Origin of the sequence: Streptomyces sp. NPDC006879 (assembly GCF_042869595.1) — a bacterium.
Taxonomy (GTDB): Bacteria; Actinomycetota; Actinomycetes; order Streptomycetales; family Streptomycetaceae; genus Streptomyces.
In genome coordinates this window covers 63,324-77,830 of record NZ_JBIAGC010000020.1, presented here as the reverse complement: position 1 = coordinate 77,830, position 14,507 = coordinate 63,324, and the positions used below count along the sequence as shown (strand labels likewise).

Annotated in this window: 12 protein-coding genes; 5 read left to right on the top strand and 7 right to left on the bottom strand. The window is 68.9% G+C overall.

The window, feature by feature from the left end:
* Positions 1 to 5: 5 nt before the first annotated feature.
* Both recA and recX read left to right on the top strand, forming a co-directional pair.
* Positions 6 to 1,127, top strand: coding sequence for a recombinase RecA (gene recA / locus ACFYMC_RS17290; protein WP_388525378.1), 1,122 nt, complete (start codon positions 6 to 8; stop codon positions 1,125 to 1,127).
* A 31-nt stretch (positions 1,128 to 1,158) separates the two neighbouring features.
* Complete coding sequence (gene recX / locus ACFYMC_RS17285; protein ID WP_388525444.1) at positions 1,159 to 1,812, top strand: recombination regulator RecX; 654 nt, start codon at positions 1,159 to 1,161, stop codon at positions 1,810 to 1,812.
* Between the two features lie 40 nt (positions 1,813 to 1,852).
* Here recX and ACFYMC_RS17280 read toward each other — a convergent pair whose 3' ends face one another.
* The 5 genes from ACFYMC_RS17280 to ACFYMC_RS17260 all read right to left on the bottom strand — a co-directional run bounded on the left by ACFYMC_RS17280 (position 1,853) and on the right by ACFYMC_RS17260 (position 7,041).
* Entirely contained in the window at positions 1,853 to 3,517 is a 1,665-nt protein-coding gene (locus ACFYMC_RS17280; RefSeq protein WP_388525375.1) for an FAD-dependent monooxygenase, read from the bottom strand.
* A 214-nt stretch (positions 3,518 to 3,731) separates the two neighbouring features.
* Complete coding sequence (locus ACFYMC_RS17275; RefSeq protein ID WP_388525372.1) at positions 3,732 to 4,604, bottom strand: amino acid ABC transporter permease; 873 nt, start codon at positions 4,602 to 4,604, stop codon at positions 3,732 to 3,734.
* Complete coding sequence (locus ACFYMC_RS17270) at positions 4,601 to 5,275, bottom strand: amino acid ABC transporter permease (RefSeq protein ID WP_388525369.1); 675 nt, start codon at positions 5,273 to 5,275, stop codon at positions 4,601 to 4,603. The genes ACFYMC_RS17275 and ACFYMC_RS17270 overlap by 4 nt, the downstream gene beginning before the upstream one ends.
* A 77-nt stretch (positions 5,276 to 5,352) precedes the next feature.
* Positions 5,353 to 6,186 carry a glutamate ABC transporter substrate-binding protein gene (locus tag ACFYMC_RS17265; protein WP_388525366.1) on the bottom strand — a complete coding sequence of 278 codons (834 nt, stop codon included), beginning with the start codon at positions 6,184 to 6,186 and terminating at the stop codon, positions 5,353 to 5,355.
* A 69-nt stretch (positions 6,187 to 6,255) separates the two neighbouring features.
* Complete coding sequence (locus ACFYMC_RS17260; RefSeq protein ID WP_388525363.1) at positions 6,256 to 7,041, bottom strand: amino acid ABC transporter ATP-binding protein; 786 nt, start codon at positions 7,039 to 7,041, stop codon at positions 6,256 to 6,258.
* 233 nt (positions 7,042 to 7,274) lie between these two features.
* Between ACFYMC_RS17260 and ACFYMC_RS17255 the strand changes: the two genes are divergently transcribed.
* On the top strand, positions 7,275 to 7,976 hold the full coding sequence (locus ACFYMC_RS17255; protein WP_388525360.1) for a response regulator transcription factor: 702 nt from the start codon (positions 7,275 to 7,277) through the stop codon (positions 7,974 to 7,976).
* Positions 7,977 to 7,987: 11 nt separating this feature from the next.
* Positions 7,988 to 9,406 carry an ATP-binding protein gene (locus tag ACFYMC_RS17250; protein WP_388525357.1) on the top strand — a complete coding sequence of 473 codons (1,419 nt, stop codon included), beginning with the start codon at positions 7,988 to 7,990 and terminating at the stop codon, positions 9,404 to 9,406.
* A 64-nt stretch (positions 9,407 to 9,470) separates the two neighbouring features.
* On the opposite strand, the gene ACFYMC_RS17245 is transcribed toward ACFYMC_RS17250, so the two are convergent.
* Positions 9,471 to 11,549: an endo-beta-N-acetylglucosaminidase gene (locus ACFYMC_RS17245; RefSeq protein WP_388525354.1), complete on the bottom strand. Its 2,079-nt coding sequence runs from the start codon at positions 11,547 to 11,549 to the stop codon at positions 9,471 to 9,473.
* Positions 11,546 to 12,853, bottom strand: a complete 1,308-nt coding sequence (locus ACFYMC_RS17240) for a glycosyl hydrolase (protein WP_388525351.1) — start codon at positions 12,851 to 12,853, stop codon at positions 11,546 to 11,548. The genes ACFYMC_RS17245 and ACFYMC_RS17240 overlap by 4 nt, the downstream gene beginning before the upstream one ends.
* 546 nt (positions 12,854 to 13,399) lie before the next feature.
* On the opposite strand from ACFYMC_RS17240, the gene ACFYMC_RS17235 reads away from it, so the two are divergent.
* Positions 13,400 to 14,467 carry a LacI family DNA-binding transcriptional regulator gene (locus ACFYMC_RS17235; RefSeq protein ID WP_388525348.1) on the top strand — a complete coding sequence of 356 codons (1,068 nt, stop codon included), beginning with the start codon at positions 13,400 to 13,402 and terminating at the stop codon, positions 14,465 to 14,467.
* The last annotated feature ends 40 nt before the right edge of the window (positions 14,468 to 14,507 follow it).

The window sequence follows — 14,507 nt, the reverse complement described above, 5'->3', positions numbered from 1 at the left end:
AACCCATGGCAGGCACCGACCGCGAGAAGGCCCTGGATGCCGCGCTCGCGCAGATTGAACGGCAATTCGGCAAGGGCGCGGTGATGCGACTCGGCGATCGGCCGAACGAACCCATCGAGGTGATCCCCACCGGGTCGACCGCACTCGACGTCGCACTCGGCGTCGGCGGCCTGCCGCGTGGTCGCGTGGTCGAGGTGTACGGTCCGGAGTCCTCTGGTAAGACCACCCTGACCCTGCACGCGGTGGCCAACGCGCAGAAGGCCGGCGGCACCGTTGCTTTCGTGGACGCCGAGCACGCCCTCGACCCGGAGTACGCCAAGGCCCTCGGTGTGGACACGGACAACCTGATCCTGTCCCAGCCCGACACCGGCGAGCAGGCGCTGGAGATCGTGGACATGCTCGTCCGCTCCGGCGCGCTCGACCTCATCGTGATCGACTCAGTTGCCGCTCTGGTCCCGCGCGCGGAGATCGAAGGCGAGATGGGCGACTCCCACGTAGGCCTACAGGCTCGACTGATGAGCCAGGCGCTGCGAAAGATCACCAGCGCGCTCAACCAGTCCAAGACCACCGCGATCTTCATCAACCAGCTGCGCGAGAAGATCGGAGTGATGTTCGGCTCGCCCGAGACCACCACCGGTGGTCGCGCGCTGAAGTTCTACGCCTCGGTCCGCCTCGACATTCGCCGGATCGAAACCCTCAAGGACGGCACTGATGCGGTCGGCAACCGTACCCGGGTGAAGGTCGTCAAGAACAAGGTCGCGCCCCCCTTCAAGCAGGCCGAGTTCGACATCCTCTATGGGCAGGGCATCAGTCGCGAGGGCGGTCTGATCGACATGGGTGTGGAGCACGGGTTCGTCCGCAAGGCCGGTGCCTGGTACACCTACGAGGGCGATCAACTGGGCCAGGGCAAGGAGAACGCGCGTAACTTCCTGAAGGACAACCCCGACCTCGCCAACGAGATCGAGAAGAAGATCAAGGAGAAGCTGGGCGTCGGCGTCCGCAAGGAGGACCTCGCGGCCGAGCCTGGCCCGGACGCCGCGGGCAGCGCCGTGGAGGACTCGGTCAAGACCGCGCCCACCACGGCGAGCAGGTCCAAGGCGACCAAGGCCGCGGCGGCCAAGAGCTGAACCGGTGCGCGATCTAGAAGCCTTGCGCGCCATGGTCGCGGAACACCAGGGGGCGGAGTCTGTAGGGAAGACGACCTCTACGGACCCCGGGCGCCGCTGCGGTGCCCGGAGGACTCGGGGCGGGAGCGACGACCCGTCGAGGGCCGGCGGCTCCGATCCGACGAGGGCCGGACTGGAGTCGCCGCAGAGTCCGCACGAGCAGGCGCGGGGGATTTGTCTGCGCCTGCTCACCGGGACCCCGCGCACCCGCCGGCAGCTTGCAGACGCCCTCTCCCGACGAGGCATTCCCGCCGAGGTGTCCGAGGAGGTCCTCTCCCGGTTCGAGGAAGTGGGTCTGATCGACGACGCGGCCTTCGCCGACGCCTGGGTGGAGTCGCGCCACCACAGCCGTGGGCTCGCTCGCCGGGCGCTCGCCCGTGAGTTGCGGACTAAGGGCGTGGACTCAGGGCTGATCCAGCAAGCCGTCGAGCGCCTCGACTCCGCACAGGAGGAAGAGACCGCCGTCGAGCTGGTGGCCCGCAAGCTGCGTTCCACGCGGGGCCTCGATCGGGACAAGCGCATGCGTCGCCTCGCCGGGATGCTGGCCCGCAAGGGCTACCCGGAGGGCCTGGCCCTACGGGTGGTCCGGCGGGCCCTGGAAGAAGAGGGCGAGGACACCGAAGACCTCGGTTGGGCGCCGCACTAGAATCCGGGCCCGCGACGCGGGCCCGGTGAGCCAACCGAGTTCAATCCGAAGCGGGCACCGCACCGGCCCGTGCCTCAGCTTTCGAGGACACAGCGCTCTGCGGAGCGCCGCCGCGGACCGCGTCCGCCGCGCTGTACAGCTCCGCCGGCCGCACCCCCGAGAAGGCCGCGGCCAGATGACCGTCCGGGCGTACCAAGAGGACCGTATGGGCGGGCGCTCCCGGGTAGGTCTCGGCCACCAGCAACTCCGCCCGGGTCGGCAGGGCGCTCACCGCCGCGGCCAGGCGAGGCATCACCCCGGCCGTCAGCCAGTGCCTCCGGTCCCAGATGCCGGTGCCGGGTGCGATGAGCAACACCAGCAGCCGGCCCCGACCCAGCCGGTCACGTAGCGGCACAGTAGACCCGTCGGGCGCGGTCACCTGCACGTCCTCGACCGGCGCACCCGGTTCAGTGGCCACGAGCGTTGCCGAGGGGGCGCTCGGTGGTGCGAGCGGGGAGCGGGCGTACCCGGGGGGCGCACCCAACGGCCCCCGTCCCAGGTGCCCGTCCGTCAGCAGCGCCTCGTGGCTGCGGGCCGCACCAGGCAGCCGGACCCGTAGAGCCGTGTTGCCGCGGAGCACCGGAAGCGACTGGTCGGCCGCGCGCAGCCGGGCGGCCACCGCGCTGCGCCGTTCGGCCTGATAGCTGTCCAGCAAGGCTTCGGACGCCCCCTGGTGTACGGCCAGCGTCAGCTTCCAGGCCAGGTTCTCGGCGTCCCGCAGCCCCTCCTCGACCCCCTGGGTACCAATCGCGCCCAGCAGGTGGGCGGCGTCCCCGGCCAGGAACGCCCGACCCACCCGCCAGCGCAGGGCCAGGCGATGATGGGTGGTGTGCACCCCGGTGTCGAGGAGTTCATAGGGGGGAGTGGTTCCCTCACACCAACCCGCCAGCGTGTGTCGGACACGGGCAAGGAGCGAGTCCGGCGTTACCAGGTCACCCCGGGGCGGAAGGAGCCAGTCCAAACGCCACATCCCGTCCGGCAGGGGACGCGCGATGACTTCTTCGCCTGCTCCCGGCCACGGGGGTCGCCGGTGCAGCAACGCCTCGCCGGGCCAAGGCAGTTCAGTGCGCAACGCCGCTACGGCGTGCCGCTCCACCGCGGTGCGGCCGGGGAAGCGGATCTCCAGCAGCTTCCGTACGGTCGAGCGGGCCCCGTCGCAGCCAACCAGATAGCTGCCACGCCACCAGGTGCCCTCCGTCTCGCTCCCGGTCACCCCCTGGGAGTCGGCGTCGGCCGGCCGGGTGTGGACCTCCACCCCGTCCGTGTCCTGGCGCAGCGCATCGATCCTGCTGCCCGTGACCAGCCGTACCAACGGATGCAGGGCCGCAGCCTCGCGCAGGCCCCTGGTCAGTGCATGCTGGGGCAGGTGGAGCGGTGACGGGCCGGCCGCCCCCGGTTCGCTGCCGAAGACCAGCCGGTTGCCGTCCTGTCGACGACGCACGGTACGCCAGGCGGTCCACGGCGCACCCTCATCGCCCAGCGTCGTGCAGCCGAGCCGCCGGACCAGCGCGATGGTGTCGGTGCGCAGGACAACGGTCCGTGCCGGGCGGATCTCCCCCGTCCCGGAGCCTTCGTCCAAGACCACGCCGGGCACCCCCTGCCCGGCCAGGGCCAGGGCCAGGGCCAGGCCGGCCGGACCCGCGCCGGCGATGATCACTGGTTCCATGGCGCGGCTCCAGCGGGGGCGTTCGGGGCGAAGTGGTCGGAAGTATGGCTGGCGGGGCAGGTCCGGGGAACGATCACAGAACGTATGCAACCTATTGCGCGTGCCCGCGTCAAGCGACGTAGGGGAGCGCAACGACGCGTGGTGTGGCGGAAGAGTTCCGCCACACCACGCGTGGACCGTCCGGATCCTGACCACGGGTCAGGCGATCGAGGTGCTACTCCGCTGCGACTTCCTCGATCGGGGCTGCTGCTACCACGGCGCCGGTGCTCTTCTTCGACTGCCGCAGCCGGCGTTCCAACCAGGAGGCGACGGAGGTAAGTGCGAAGTTCACCGCGATGAAGATCAGTGCGATCACGGTCAGAGTGGCGATGGTGTTGGCACCGTAGTTCGCCGGGATGGTGCGGTAGGCGGACATCAGGTCCTGTACGGAGAGCAGCGCGCCGCCGAGAGCAGTGTCCTTGACGATCACGACGAGCTGGCTGACGAGCGCTGGCAACATCGCCGTGACGGCCTGCGGCAGCAGCACGTAGACCATGTTCTGTCCCTTGCGCATGCCGAGTGCCTTGGCAGCGTCCGTCTGTCCGGAAGGCAGCGAGAGGATGCCAGCACGGACGACCTCGGCGATCACCGAAGCGTTGTACAGCACCAGGCCGGTCACCACGGCGTAGAGCGGGCGGATCTCGGAGCCGATATCGGTGAACCGGATGAAGAGGGCGTTGCCGAAGACCATCAGCATCAGGACCGGGATCGCACGGAAGAACTCCACCCAGGCGCCGACCGCCGCCCGCACCCATGCGTGGTCGGACATTCGTCCGATGCCCAGCAGGGCGCCGAGCGGAAGGGCGATGATGATGGAGATCGCGGCGGCCTTGAGGGTCTCACCGAGCCCCGGGAGAAGGAACGTGGTCCAGACGTTGGCGTCCGTGACGAACGGGCTCCACTTGTCGGCGTCAAGCTGGTGTTTCTCGTCCATCTTCGCCAGGACCCACCAGGCGCCGAGGGCGAGGAGGATCACGAACCCGACGGCCATCAGCAGGTTTCGCCGCTTGGCCCTGGGGCCGGGGGTGTCGTACAGCACGGAGGTCATCGCTTCACCGCCATTCGCTTGGCCACCCAGCCCAGCAGCAACCCGGTCGGCAGGGTGAGGAGGAGGAATCCAAGAGCGAAGATTCCAAAGACGGCGAAGAGCGCTTGCGCTTCGTTCTCGATCATGTCCTTCATCAGCGCAGCTGCCTCGGCGACGCCGATCGTGGCTGCCACCGTGGTGTTCTTCGTCAGCGCGATGAGGACGCTGGCCAGCGGTGCGATGACGGCCCGGAAGGCCTGCGGGAGCACGATCAGGGTGAGGACCTGGAAGAAGTTCAGGCCCAAGGCCCGGGCCGCTTCCGCCTGCCCCGACGGGACGGTGTTGATCCCCGAGCGCAGCGCCTCACAGACGAAGGTGCCTGTGTAGGCGATCAGGCCGAGGACCGCGAGCCGAAAGCCGATCTCCTTGAAGGTTTCGCCACCTAGGGCGATGCCGAGGGTCTGCCCGAGACCCAAGGAGCAGGCGATGATCAACAGTGTTAGCGGCGTGTTGCGCACGAGGTTGACGTATGCGGTACCGAAGGCCCGCATCAGCGGCACGGGGCTCACCCGCATGCCGGCGAGGACGGTGCCCCAGATCAGGGATCCGACCGCTGAGTAGAGGGTGAGCTGCACCGTCACCCAGAAGGCGCCGAGCAGGTCGTACCGCCCGGAATCAAGAAAATCGAACACGATGCGTCCCGCGCTCTCCCCTGGTTGGCTAGCGGGGCGGGCCGTCGGCTTGTGGCCGTCGGCCCGCCCCCGTGGATTCAGCTGCCTTCGGTGATCTGCGGGGCCGGCTCGTTCTTGTAGTTCGCGGGACCGAAGTTGGCCTGCACGGCCTTGTCCCAGTCACCGCTGGAGACCATCTTCTTGAGGGCGGCGTTGATCTTGGTCTGGAGCTCGGTGTCACCCTTCTTCAGACCGATGCCGTAGTTCTCGTCGCTGAGGTTCAGGCCCGCGAGCTTGAACTTGCCCTGGTGCTCCTTCTGCGAGGCGAAACCAGCGAGGATGGAGTCGTCCGTGGTGATCGCGTCAACGGCCTTGTTCTCCAGGCCGGTCAGGCACTCGGAGTAGCCGCCCAGGGTCTGGAGGTCTGCCTTGGGGGCCAGCTTCTCCTTGACGTTCTGCGCCGAGGTGGAGCCGGTGACCGAGCACAGCTTCTTGTTGTTGAGGTCCTCGGCCTTGGTGATGGAGTTGTCATCGGCGCGGACCAGCAGGTCCTGGTGGGCCAGGAGGTACGGGCCGGCGAAGTCGACCTTCTCCTTGCGCTTGTCGTTGATCGAGTAGCTCGCGACGACGAACTTCACGTCGCCGGCCTGGATCAGGTTCTCCCGCTCAGCCGAGATGGCCTGCTTGAACTCCACCTGGTCCGCGTCGTAGCCGAGCTCCTTGGCAACGTACTTGGCCACGTCCACGTCGAAGCCGGTGAACGTGCCGTCAGAGGTCTTCAGGCCGATGCCCGGCTGGTCGAACTTGATGCCGACGACGATCTTGCCCTTGCCGTCGCCGGAGTCGTTGTCGCTGTCTCCGCCGCAGGCGGTCGCGGTCAGGGCGAGTGCGATGACGGCGGCGGTGGCCGCGCCGACCTTGGTTACCTTCATGGTGAACTTCCCTCGGGTGGGTGGGTGTTGGCGAATGCTGCCGACCGGATCAGTACCAGACGGGGCTGATCAGTGGTGCAGGATCTTCGACAGGAAGTCCTTGGCACGGTCGCTGCGCGGATTGCTGAAGAACTGGTCGGGCGTCGCCTCTTCGACGATCCGCCCGTCTGCCATGAACACGACCCGGTTGGCGGCGGAGCGGGCAAAGCCCATCTCGTGGGTCACCACCACCATCGTCATGCCCTCCCGGGCGAGCTGCTGCATAACCTCCAGCACCTCGTTGATCATCTCCGGGTCGAGCGCCGACGTCGGCTCGTCGAACAGCATCACCTTCGGGTCCATGGCCAGGGCGCGGGCGATCGCCACGCGCTGTTGCTGACCGCCGGAGAGCTGCGCCGGGTACTTGTCCGCCTGGGATCCGACACCGACCCGGTCCAACAGGGTGCGGGCCTTCGCCTCGGCCGTCGCCTTGTCCGTCTTGCGGACCTTCAACTGGCCGAGCGTGACGTTCTCCAGCACGGTCTTGTGCGCGAAGAGGTTGAACGACTGGAACACCATGCCGACGTCGGCACGCAGCCGGGCCAGCGCGCGGCCCTCGGAGGGCAGCTCCTTGCCGTCGATCGTGATCGTCCCGGAGTCGATCGTCTCCAGACGGTTGATCGTGCGGCACAGCGTGGACTTGCCGGACCCGGAGGGGCCGATCACCACCACGACCTCGCCACTGGCAATGCTGAGATTGACGTCCTGGAGCACATGCAGCGCGCCGAAGTGCTTGTTGACGTCGCTCAGCACGACCAGGTCACCGGCGCCCTGCGGGCTGTCCTCGGAACCCTTGGTCACTGATACTCCGCTCATCGGGCTCTTGCTCCGTCCTCCTCGGTTGGGAGGACACTAATGAGCCTGTGAGCACAACGTCATCACATCTGAGCGGAAATTGAGGATAACGATCCGGCCTCGCTCGGACACGCTGGGTGAAGCCGCAGCGGCCAGTCGTACCGGCTCCGTAACGGAAGTAACGTAAAGCCGCGGCCTCCGCATACGATCGTCGACTCGTTCACCGGACGATGAGACCGAAGAGGAGGGACCCCATGAGACTGCTGCTCGTCGAGGATGACGACCACGTGGCCGCGGCCCTCTCCGCGATCCTGGCGCGGCACGGATTCCAGGTGGTGCACGCACGGAGCGGGGAAGAGGCGCTCCAGGCACTGTTGCCCGCGGACGCCGCTCCCTTCGGAGTCGTCCTGCTGGACCTGGGCCTTCCCGATCAGGACGGCTACGAGGTGTGTGGAAAGATCCGCAAGCGCACCTCCATCCCCGTCATCATGGTCACCGCCCGCTCCGACGTCCGCTCCCGCATCCACGGGCTCAACCTGGGAGCCGATGACTACGTGGTCAAGCCCTACGACACGGGTGAACTGCTCGCCCGCATCCATGCGGTCGCCCGGCGCAAGCCCTCAGAGCAGGAATCGAGCGCGCCGGAACAGGCCGCGGTGGTGCGGCTGGGCTCGCTCAGCATCGAACTGTCCACCAGGCGCGTCCTCGTGGACGGAGTCGAGGTTCCGCTCACCCGCAAGGAGTTCGACCTCCTCGCGCTGCTCGCCCAGCGCCCCGGGGTCGTCTTCCGCCGCGAGCAGATCATCAGCGAGGTCTGGCGCACCAGCTGGGAGGGCACCGGCCGCACGCTCGAGGTGCACGTGGCGTCGCTCCGTTCCAAGCTGAGGATGCCCGCTCTGGTCGAGACGGTCCGCGGAGTCGGATACCGGCTCGTCGCACCGGTTGACGGTCTCTAGCGGTCATTGCCGTGCGCACCCGTCTGCTCCCTCTGCTCTTCGTGCTGATGGCCGGTGTCCTGCTGGCGCTCGGGCTTCCGCTGGGGATCAGTCTGGCCGCCGCGAAGCAGCAGCGCGTGGTCGTCGACCGCATCGACGACACGGCACGTTTCGCCGCACTGGCGCAGTTCGTCATCGACAGCACGGCGGCCGGATCAGCCGGCGCGGACGAGCGGCGCGAGCGGCTCCAGATGGAACTCGCCCGCTACTACCAGCTCTACGGCATCCGAGCCGGGGTCTTCTACCGGGATGACACCGCGATGGGGCGCGCCCCGATCGAATGGAACCTGCCGGAGGACGGAGAGGGCCGGCGGGCCTTCAACGAGGCGCTCGCCGGGCGGCGCAGTCACGACCCGCCGCAGGTGTGGCCCTGGCAGGTGGGCGGCCGGATCGTGGTCGCCTCGCCGGTGGTCCTCGACGGTGACGTCGTCGCCGTCGTCGTCACTGATTCCCCCACCGACCAGATGCGCGCGCGGATCCTGCACGGATGGTTGTTGATCGTCGCCGGACTGTCCGCGGCCATGCTGGTGGCCTTCGGAGCAGCCCTCCGGCTCACCAGCTGGGTACTGCGACCGGTCCGGATCCTCGATGCGGCCACCCACGACATCGCCACCGGGCGACTCAACTCGCGGGTCGCGGCCGCCGGGGGTCCACCGGAACTCCGCCGACTGGCACGTTCGTTCAACGAGATGGCCGACAACGTGGAGGAGGTCCTCGAACAGCAGCGGGCCTTCGTCGCCGACGCCTCGCACCAGTTGCGCAATCCGCTCGCGGCCCTTCTGCTGCGGATCGAGCTGCTCGCCCTGGAACTGCCCGAGGGAAACGCCGAGATCGCCTCCGTGCGCACCGAGGGCAAACGCCTGAGCCAGGTACTCGACGACCTGTTGGACCTGGCGCTGGCCGAACACGCCTCAGCCGAACTCCAACTGACCGACATCGGAGAGCTGGCCGCGGAGCGGGTGGGCGCCTGGCGCCCTCTCGCGCAGGAGAAGGGCGTGCGGTTGAACGCGATCGGGCGTGCCGCCGTCACCGGTTGGGTAGACCCCGTGGCCGTGTCCAGCGCTCTTGACGCGGTGATCGACAACGCCTTGAAGTTCACTCCGTCCGGCGAGGAAGTACAGGTCGAGGTACGGACGGACGGTGACCGGGTGCTGGTGGTGGTGGACGACCGTGGACCCGGCCTCAACCAGGAGGAACTTGCCCGGATCGGAGATCGCTTCTGGCGCAGCAACCGTCACCAGAACGTGAAGGGATCGGGCCTCGGCCTTTCCATCGCGCGCTCGCTGCTCGCCGCCGGCGGCGGGTCGCTCACCTTCGCCGCCCATCCACCCCACGGTCTGCGCGTCACGATCGCCCTTCCCCGCAACGCCTCACGGAGGGCTGAGGTGTAGGGGCCGTGCCATCCGGGTGGGCGGTCGACGGCGCCGACCGTCTCGGTGGGCGCCGCCGTCGGTTTCACCAGTGGTATCGCGTGCGGGCGGCGGCAGAAAGGGCGTAGAGCTCGCTCACGGCACGGACCTCCAGGTGGACGGAGCGTTCCCGGCCCAACCGCACCAGGTGGGGCACGTACAGAGCGTCGCCGCAGGTCCCGCCCAGGAACTCGCCCTCGCCGCTCGGTGTCCTGCGGAACACTTCGTAGTGGCGCACCTGCCCGGCGGCCCGCTCCCAGGCCAGCCGCAGATCGACCTCAGGACCCCGGCGCGCCGCTCGCACCACGTGCAGTCCGGCCGGTGCGGGCGGACCGTCCGCGGCGTCCCGTACCGCCACCAGGCCCAGCCGCCACTGTTGGGGGGCCGCTGAAGTCCCGGACAGGCGGACGCCCAGGGCGTGTGCTGTGCCGCCGGCCAGTGGAGCGAGGCGCACGACGTGGGACTTCCAGCCGTCCCCGGCCCCGAGGGTGCTCACCGGTAGCCAGGTGTACGGCACCCGCTCTCCCCCGGCGGCAGGCTCCCGCAGAGCGACCCCCACCTCCACGGTGACCGGTCCGCCCTGCGCGCGGTGGACGATCTCCATGACGGTGCACGGGCCGATGGGCAACCGGGTGGAGTGCAGGCCCACGGTGGTGGGAGCGTCCAGCACGCCACTGACCAGCAGGCTGCTGCCGCCTCGCCAGGCATCCTCGAAGTCGAAGTTGACGGAGGGGCGGCGCCCTTCGGTCTCCACCACCCAGCGACGGCCCGGTAGCCGGTCCTGGAGTCCCAGGTGACTCCACGGGCGTTCTGAGCGCACCCGCCCGCCCTGGTACCAGCGCAGCCCGTGCCCGGTGTTGAAGGCGCAGGCGAAGGGTGCCGCGGTGATGGTGCTCCGGTCGGCCACCACGGTCGCGGGCGCCCTCCAACGGCTGGGTGACGGCCGTGCGGGGTCCAGGGACTCGCCGGTCCAGAGGTGGTCGTCGGCACGGTGGAATTCGCCCGGGGTACGGTTGTCGCCGGTGAGCTGGTGCAGTGTCCACTCGGGCCGGTAGAAGCCGAAGCTGACGACCTGCTCGCGGTCCGTAGGGAGGATCTCCTCCCAGCGCGCGTCGGTGTTCCAGCCATGGGCCTCCACGTCGATGCCGGCCCACAACGCGTAGCGGCTGCGGCCCAGCCGTTCGGCGAGGGAGCCCGATTCGGTGAGTCGGCGACCGGTCCAGCGGAAGTCCAGGAACACCGAGTCGCTGACGGTGCCCCGCCGGTCTTCGAAGAAGTCCTGGTTGAGGGAGTTCAGCGCGCCCTGCCAGCCCACCCGACCGGTCGTGTTCATCGCGTCGTACCAGGTGGTCCTGAGGCCGTGAGCTGCTCCGGCCGCCCGCAGAGCGCGTAGGAACCCGACCATGCGCGAGGCCAGTTCCCCGTCCCCACCATCGGTCTCCGCGTTGACGAACCAGCCGTCAAAGCCGTACCGGCGCGCCACCTCGGCCAGCTTCTCGGCGATCGGGAAGCGGCCGAGGGCATCGGTCTCGACCAAGTCGCGGGTCCACTGGAGGTCCCCGCCGTAGGCGACCGGTGGCAGGAAGACGTTGCCCAGCACCCGTACGCCGTTGCGGTGGGCGGCGTCGACGATCGGCGCGTTGGGCGCGAGGACGATTCCCTCGCCGGCGGAGCCGCCCCAGAAGACCAGCTCGTCGAGATAGGCCCAATGGGTCAGCGCGTAGCTGTGGGCGCTGACCGAACCCTGCGAGGGATTGCCGGCGGTGGGCGCGAAGGAGACGAGGGAGGAGATCCTGGCCTGACCGGCGCGTGCCGTGGTGTTCGGCGGTACGGGCGTGAAGCGTGCGGCCAGGGGCACGCTCGCGGTGTTGTGGGCGAGGTCCTGATCGGTTGCGGGGCTCCAGTCCCGCAACGAACGCCACTGGACGCCCGGACCGGGCGTGCCGGTCGGGATGGAACCTGGGAACCAGTACGAGGCGAAGGGCTGGATCGGGGGTTGTGTCTCCGTGAACGAGTGGGTCGACGCTGCGGCCTCGGGACCGGTCGGCAGCGCCAGCGCGGCGGCGACCGCGGGGGCCGCGGCCAGTAAGTGACGGCGGGTGGGGGACGTCGAAGATCTGATCACGGGTGTGCCTCTCCGGTAGCGTTGCGACGGCCGGATGCCCCGGCCGCCCTGATGGGTCGGACCTGGCCCACGGTCACCAGCTCGGCGATACCGCGTTCCGTCAAGTAGTCGTGGTCCGTACTGCGTTCGGCCAGCACGACGGCCGGGCGGGCACCGTCCTCGGTCAGCGCCATCCAGGATTCGAAGAACGTGCCGCCGGGCGCGCAGGTCAACCGCCCCTCCACCCTCCGGTTCTGGTCGAGGACCAGTGCGGTCCTGCGGGGTTGTGGTTGATCAGGACGTTCTCGCCAGCCCACGGCCGCCCGGGCCAGAGCGACCCCCGCGGGTTTCGGTCGCCGATCGCAGGTGAGCAGCCCGAGGTCGTACTCCAGCTCCGGGAAGTCGGCCAGTGCGCGTGAGACATCGTGTGAACACCACCAGGTGATGCCCCAGAGGTCCGTGCAGTCGGCGGCGTTGGCGACGGTCGCCTCGGCGAAGGCGGCTGCGTGGCCGGCCGGCACCTGGGGTGCGGGGGCGCCGACCTCCTGGAGCCACACCGGTCGGTGCGGTTCCCGGGCCCACGCCTTCGACAACTCGATCAGGTAAGCGGCGTGGTGTTCGGTGGCGGTCCCCGTCGGTCCGTAGCGCTGAGCGGTCCCGTTGAAGACCCAGGAGTGCAAGACGGTGGCGGCTCCCAACCGGGCGGCCTGCGCGGGGGTAAAGGGGTGGTCCTCCTGGTACCAGGTCGCGTCGTACCCGGCGTGCACGTGGAGTCCGTTCGGTGCCCCTGAGGCGCAGGCCGCCAGCATCCGGCGCAGCCAGCGGTCGGCCAGGCCCGGGGTGATCGGGTCGGGGTCGGGGTGTGGCGCGGACGCGAACTGGCTCATCTCGTTGCCCACCGTCATTCCGAGGAACCCCTCGTGGCCGGCGAGCGCTGATGCCAGGACGTGCAGGTACTCCTCCTGAGCTGCGACTACCTCGGGGTGGGTGAACAGGCTCCGCCGGTGCCAGGTCTGCGTCCAGGCGGGGAGGAAATCGAAGCTCGACAGGTGGCCCTGGAGGCCGTCCACCTGCACGGACAAATCACGCTCGGAAGCCGCGTCCACCAACGAGACCAGTTGCTCGATGGCCCGTGGTCGGATCAGGGTGCGGTTGGGCTGGAAGATCGGCCACAGGGGAAACACCCGGAGGTGGTCCAATCCCAGGGCGGCGATGGAATCGAAGTCGGCTCGGACTTCGTCCAGATCGAAGTCCAGCCAGTGGTGGAACCAGCCTCGGGACGGTGTGTAGTTGACGCCGAAGCGCAGTTTAGTTGGCTCGTTCATCTGAAATGCGACCCCATGGAATGGGTGGGCAAGTGGACCCGAGGGTTGGAGGTCGTCTCCGGCGTGCAGTCCGCTCGGGTATCGCATCAGGCAGGACGAACCGCGACCCTGCTGGATGCTCGAACAGAATCGCTCAGGTCGGCTGATTTCGAGAACGCAGTGGTGAGGCACTCAACCTGCCGATTCCAACTGGGAAAGTCAACAGGTTCACATGAATTTGCTGGCTGGAATACGGCTTGTCGGCTAAAACGGTTCAGCTGTCTAGGGTTCTGGTGTCGAGCAAGGGAGTGGGCGCTGTCTTGGGTGCGAACACATCTCGCCAGTCCGCTACATCGCAGGATTCCCTCAGGTCACTAATGCGCTTTAGTGGATCGGGGTTCGAAGGGTTGGTGAGCCCCCTCCCTCCGCCGGGTGCGCAGCGCCAGGCGGCGGGCGGCCGGCCCCCGTCCACCCCGCACGGCCATCGGGGTCACGAAGAGCGTCCGGATCGCGTACGGTCCGGCCATCACCTACACGTGACACCCGAAGACCACCAGGGATGGAGCCATGGCCCGTAGAGCCACCATCAAGGACATCGCCAGGCGGGCGGGTGTGTCCGAGAGCGCGGTGTCCTTCGCGCTCAACGACCGGCCCGGGGTGTCCGACCAGACCAGGGCGAGAGTCCGTCGGGTCGCCGCGGAACTGGGCTGGCAGCCGAGCGTCGCGGCCCGAGCGCTGTCCGGCGAGGGTTCCGGAGCCGTCGGACTCGTCCTGGCCCGTCCCGCACGCACCCTGGGCCTCGAATCCTTCTTCCTCCAACTGGTCTCCGGAATGCAGGAAGTGCTCGCCGACCAGCGCATCGCCCTACTCTTCCAAGTCGTCGACGGCCTTGACGACGAGTGCGCGCTGTACCGACGCTGGTGGGCCGAACGGCGTGTGGACGGCGTCCTGATCGTGGACCCCCGCACCGATGACCCCCGTCCGGGGCTGCTGGCCTCGATCGGGATGCCCGCTGTGGCCGTCGGGGAGATCCAGCCGTCGCCCCGGCTGGCCCAGGTGCGGGCCGACGACGCGAAGGCCATGGCGGACATCGTCGACCACCTGTACGCACTCGGGCACCGCCGCATCGCCCACGTGGCTGGAATGCCTGAGTTCGCCCACACCCAACGCCGTATCCGATCACTGGGCGTCGAAGCTGCCCGGCGCGATCTCGCACCCCACGAGGTCCGTTCCGTGACCACCGACTACTCCGACGCGCAGGGTGCGGCGGTCACCCGTGGGCTGCTCGACGGACCCGAGCCCCCGACCGCGCTCGTCTACGACAACGACGTCATGGCGGTGGCCGGGCTGGGTGTGGCGACCGAACGGGGCCTTGCCGTGCCCGCCGAGTTGTCGGTGGTCGCCTGGGACGACTCGCCGCTGTGCCGGGTCACCCACCCCGCGCTGACCGCGTTGGTGCGTGACACCCCCGCCTTCGGCCGGCTCGCCGCACAGTCCCTGCTGGACCTCCTCGCCGGGGCTCCCGCCCATGCAGTGGCAGGGGAGCCGCCGCGCCTTGAGGTCCGCGCCAGCACCGCCGCGCCGCCACCGGCCACGGCCCCCCAGCCGCCTCCCAAACGGTGTAGCGCACACTGAAACCGATCGATCCGAGACCGAGGAGCCGAAGTGGCCACCG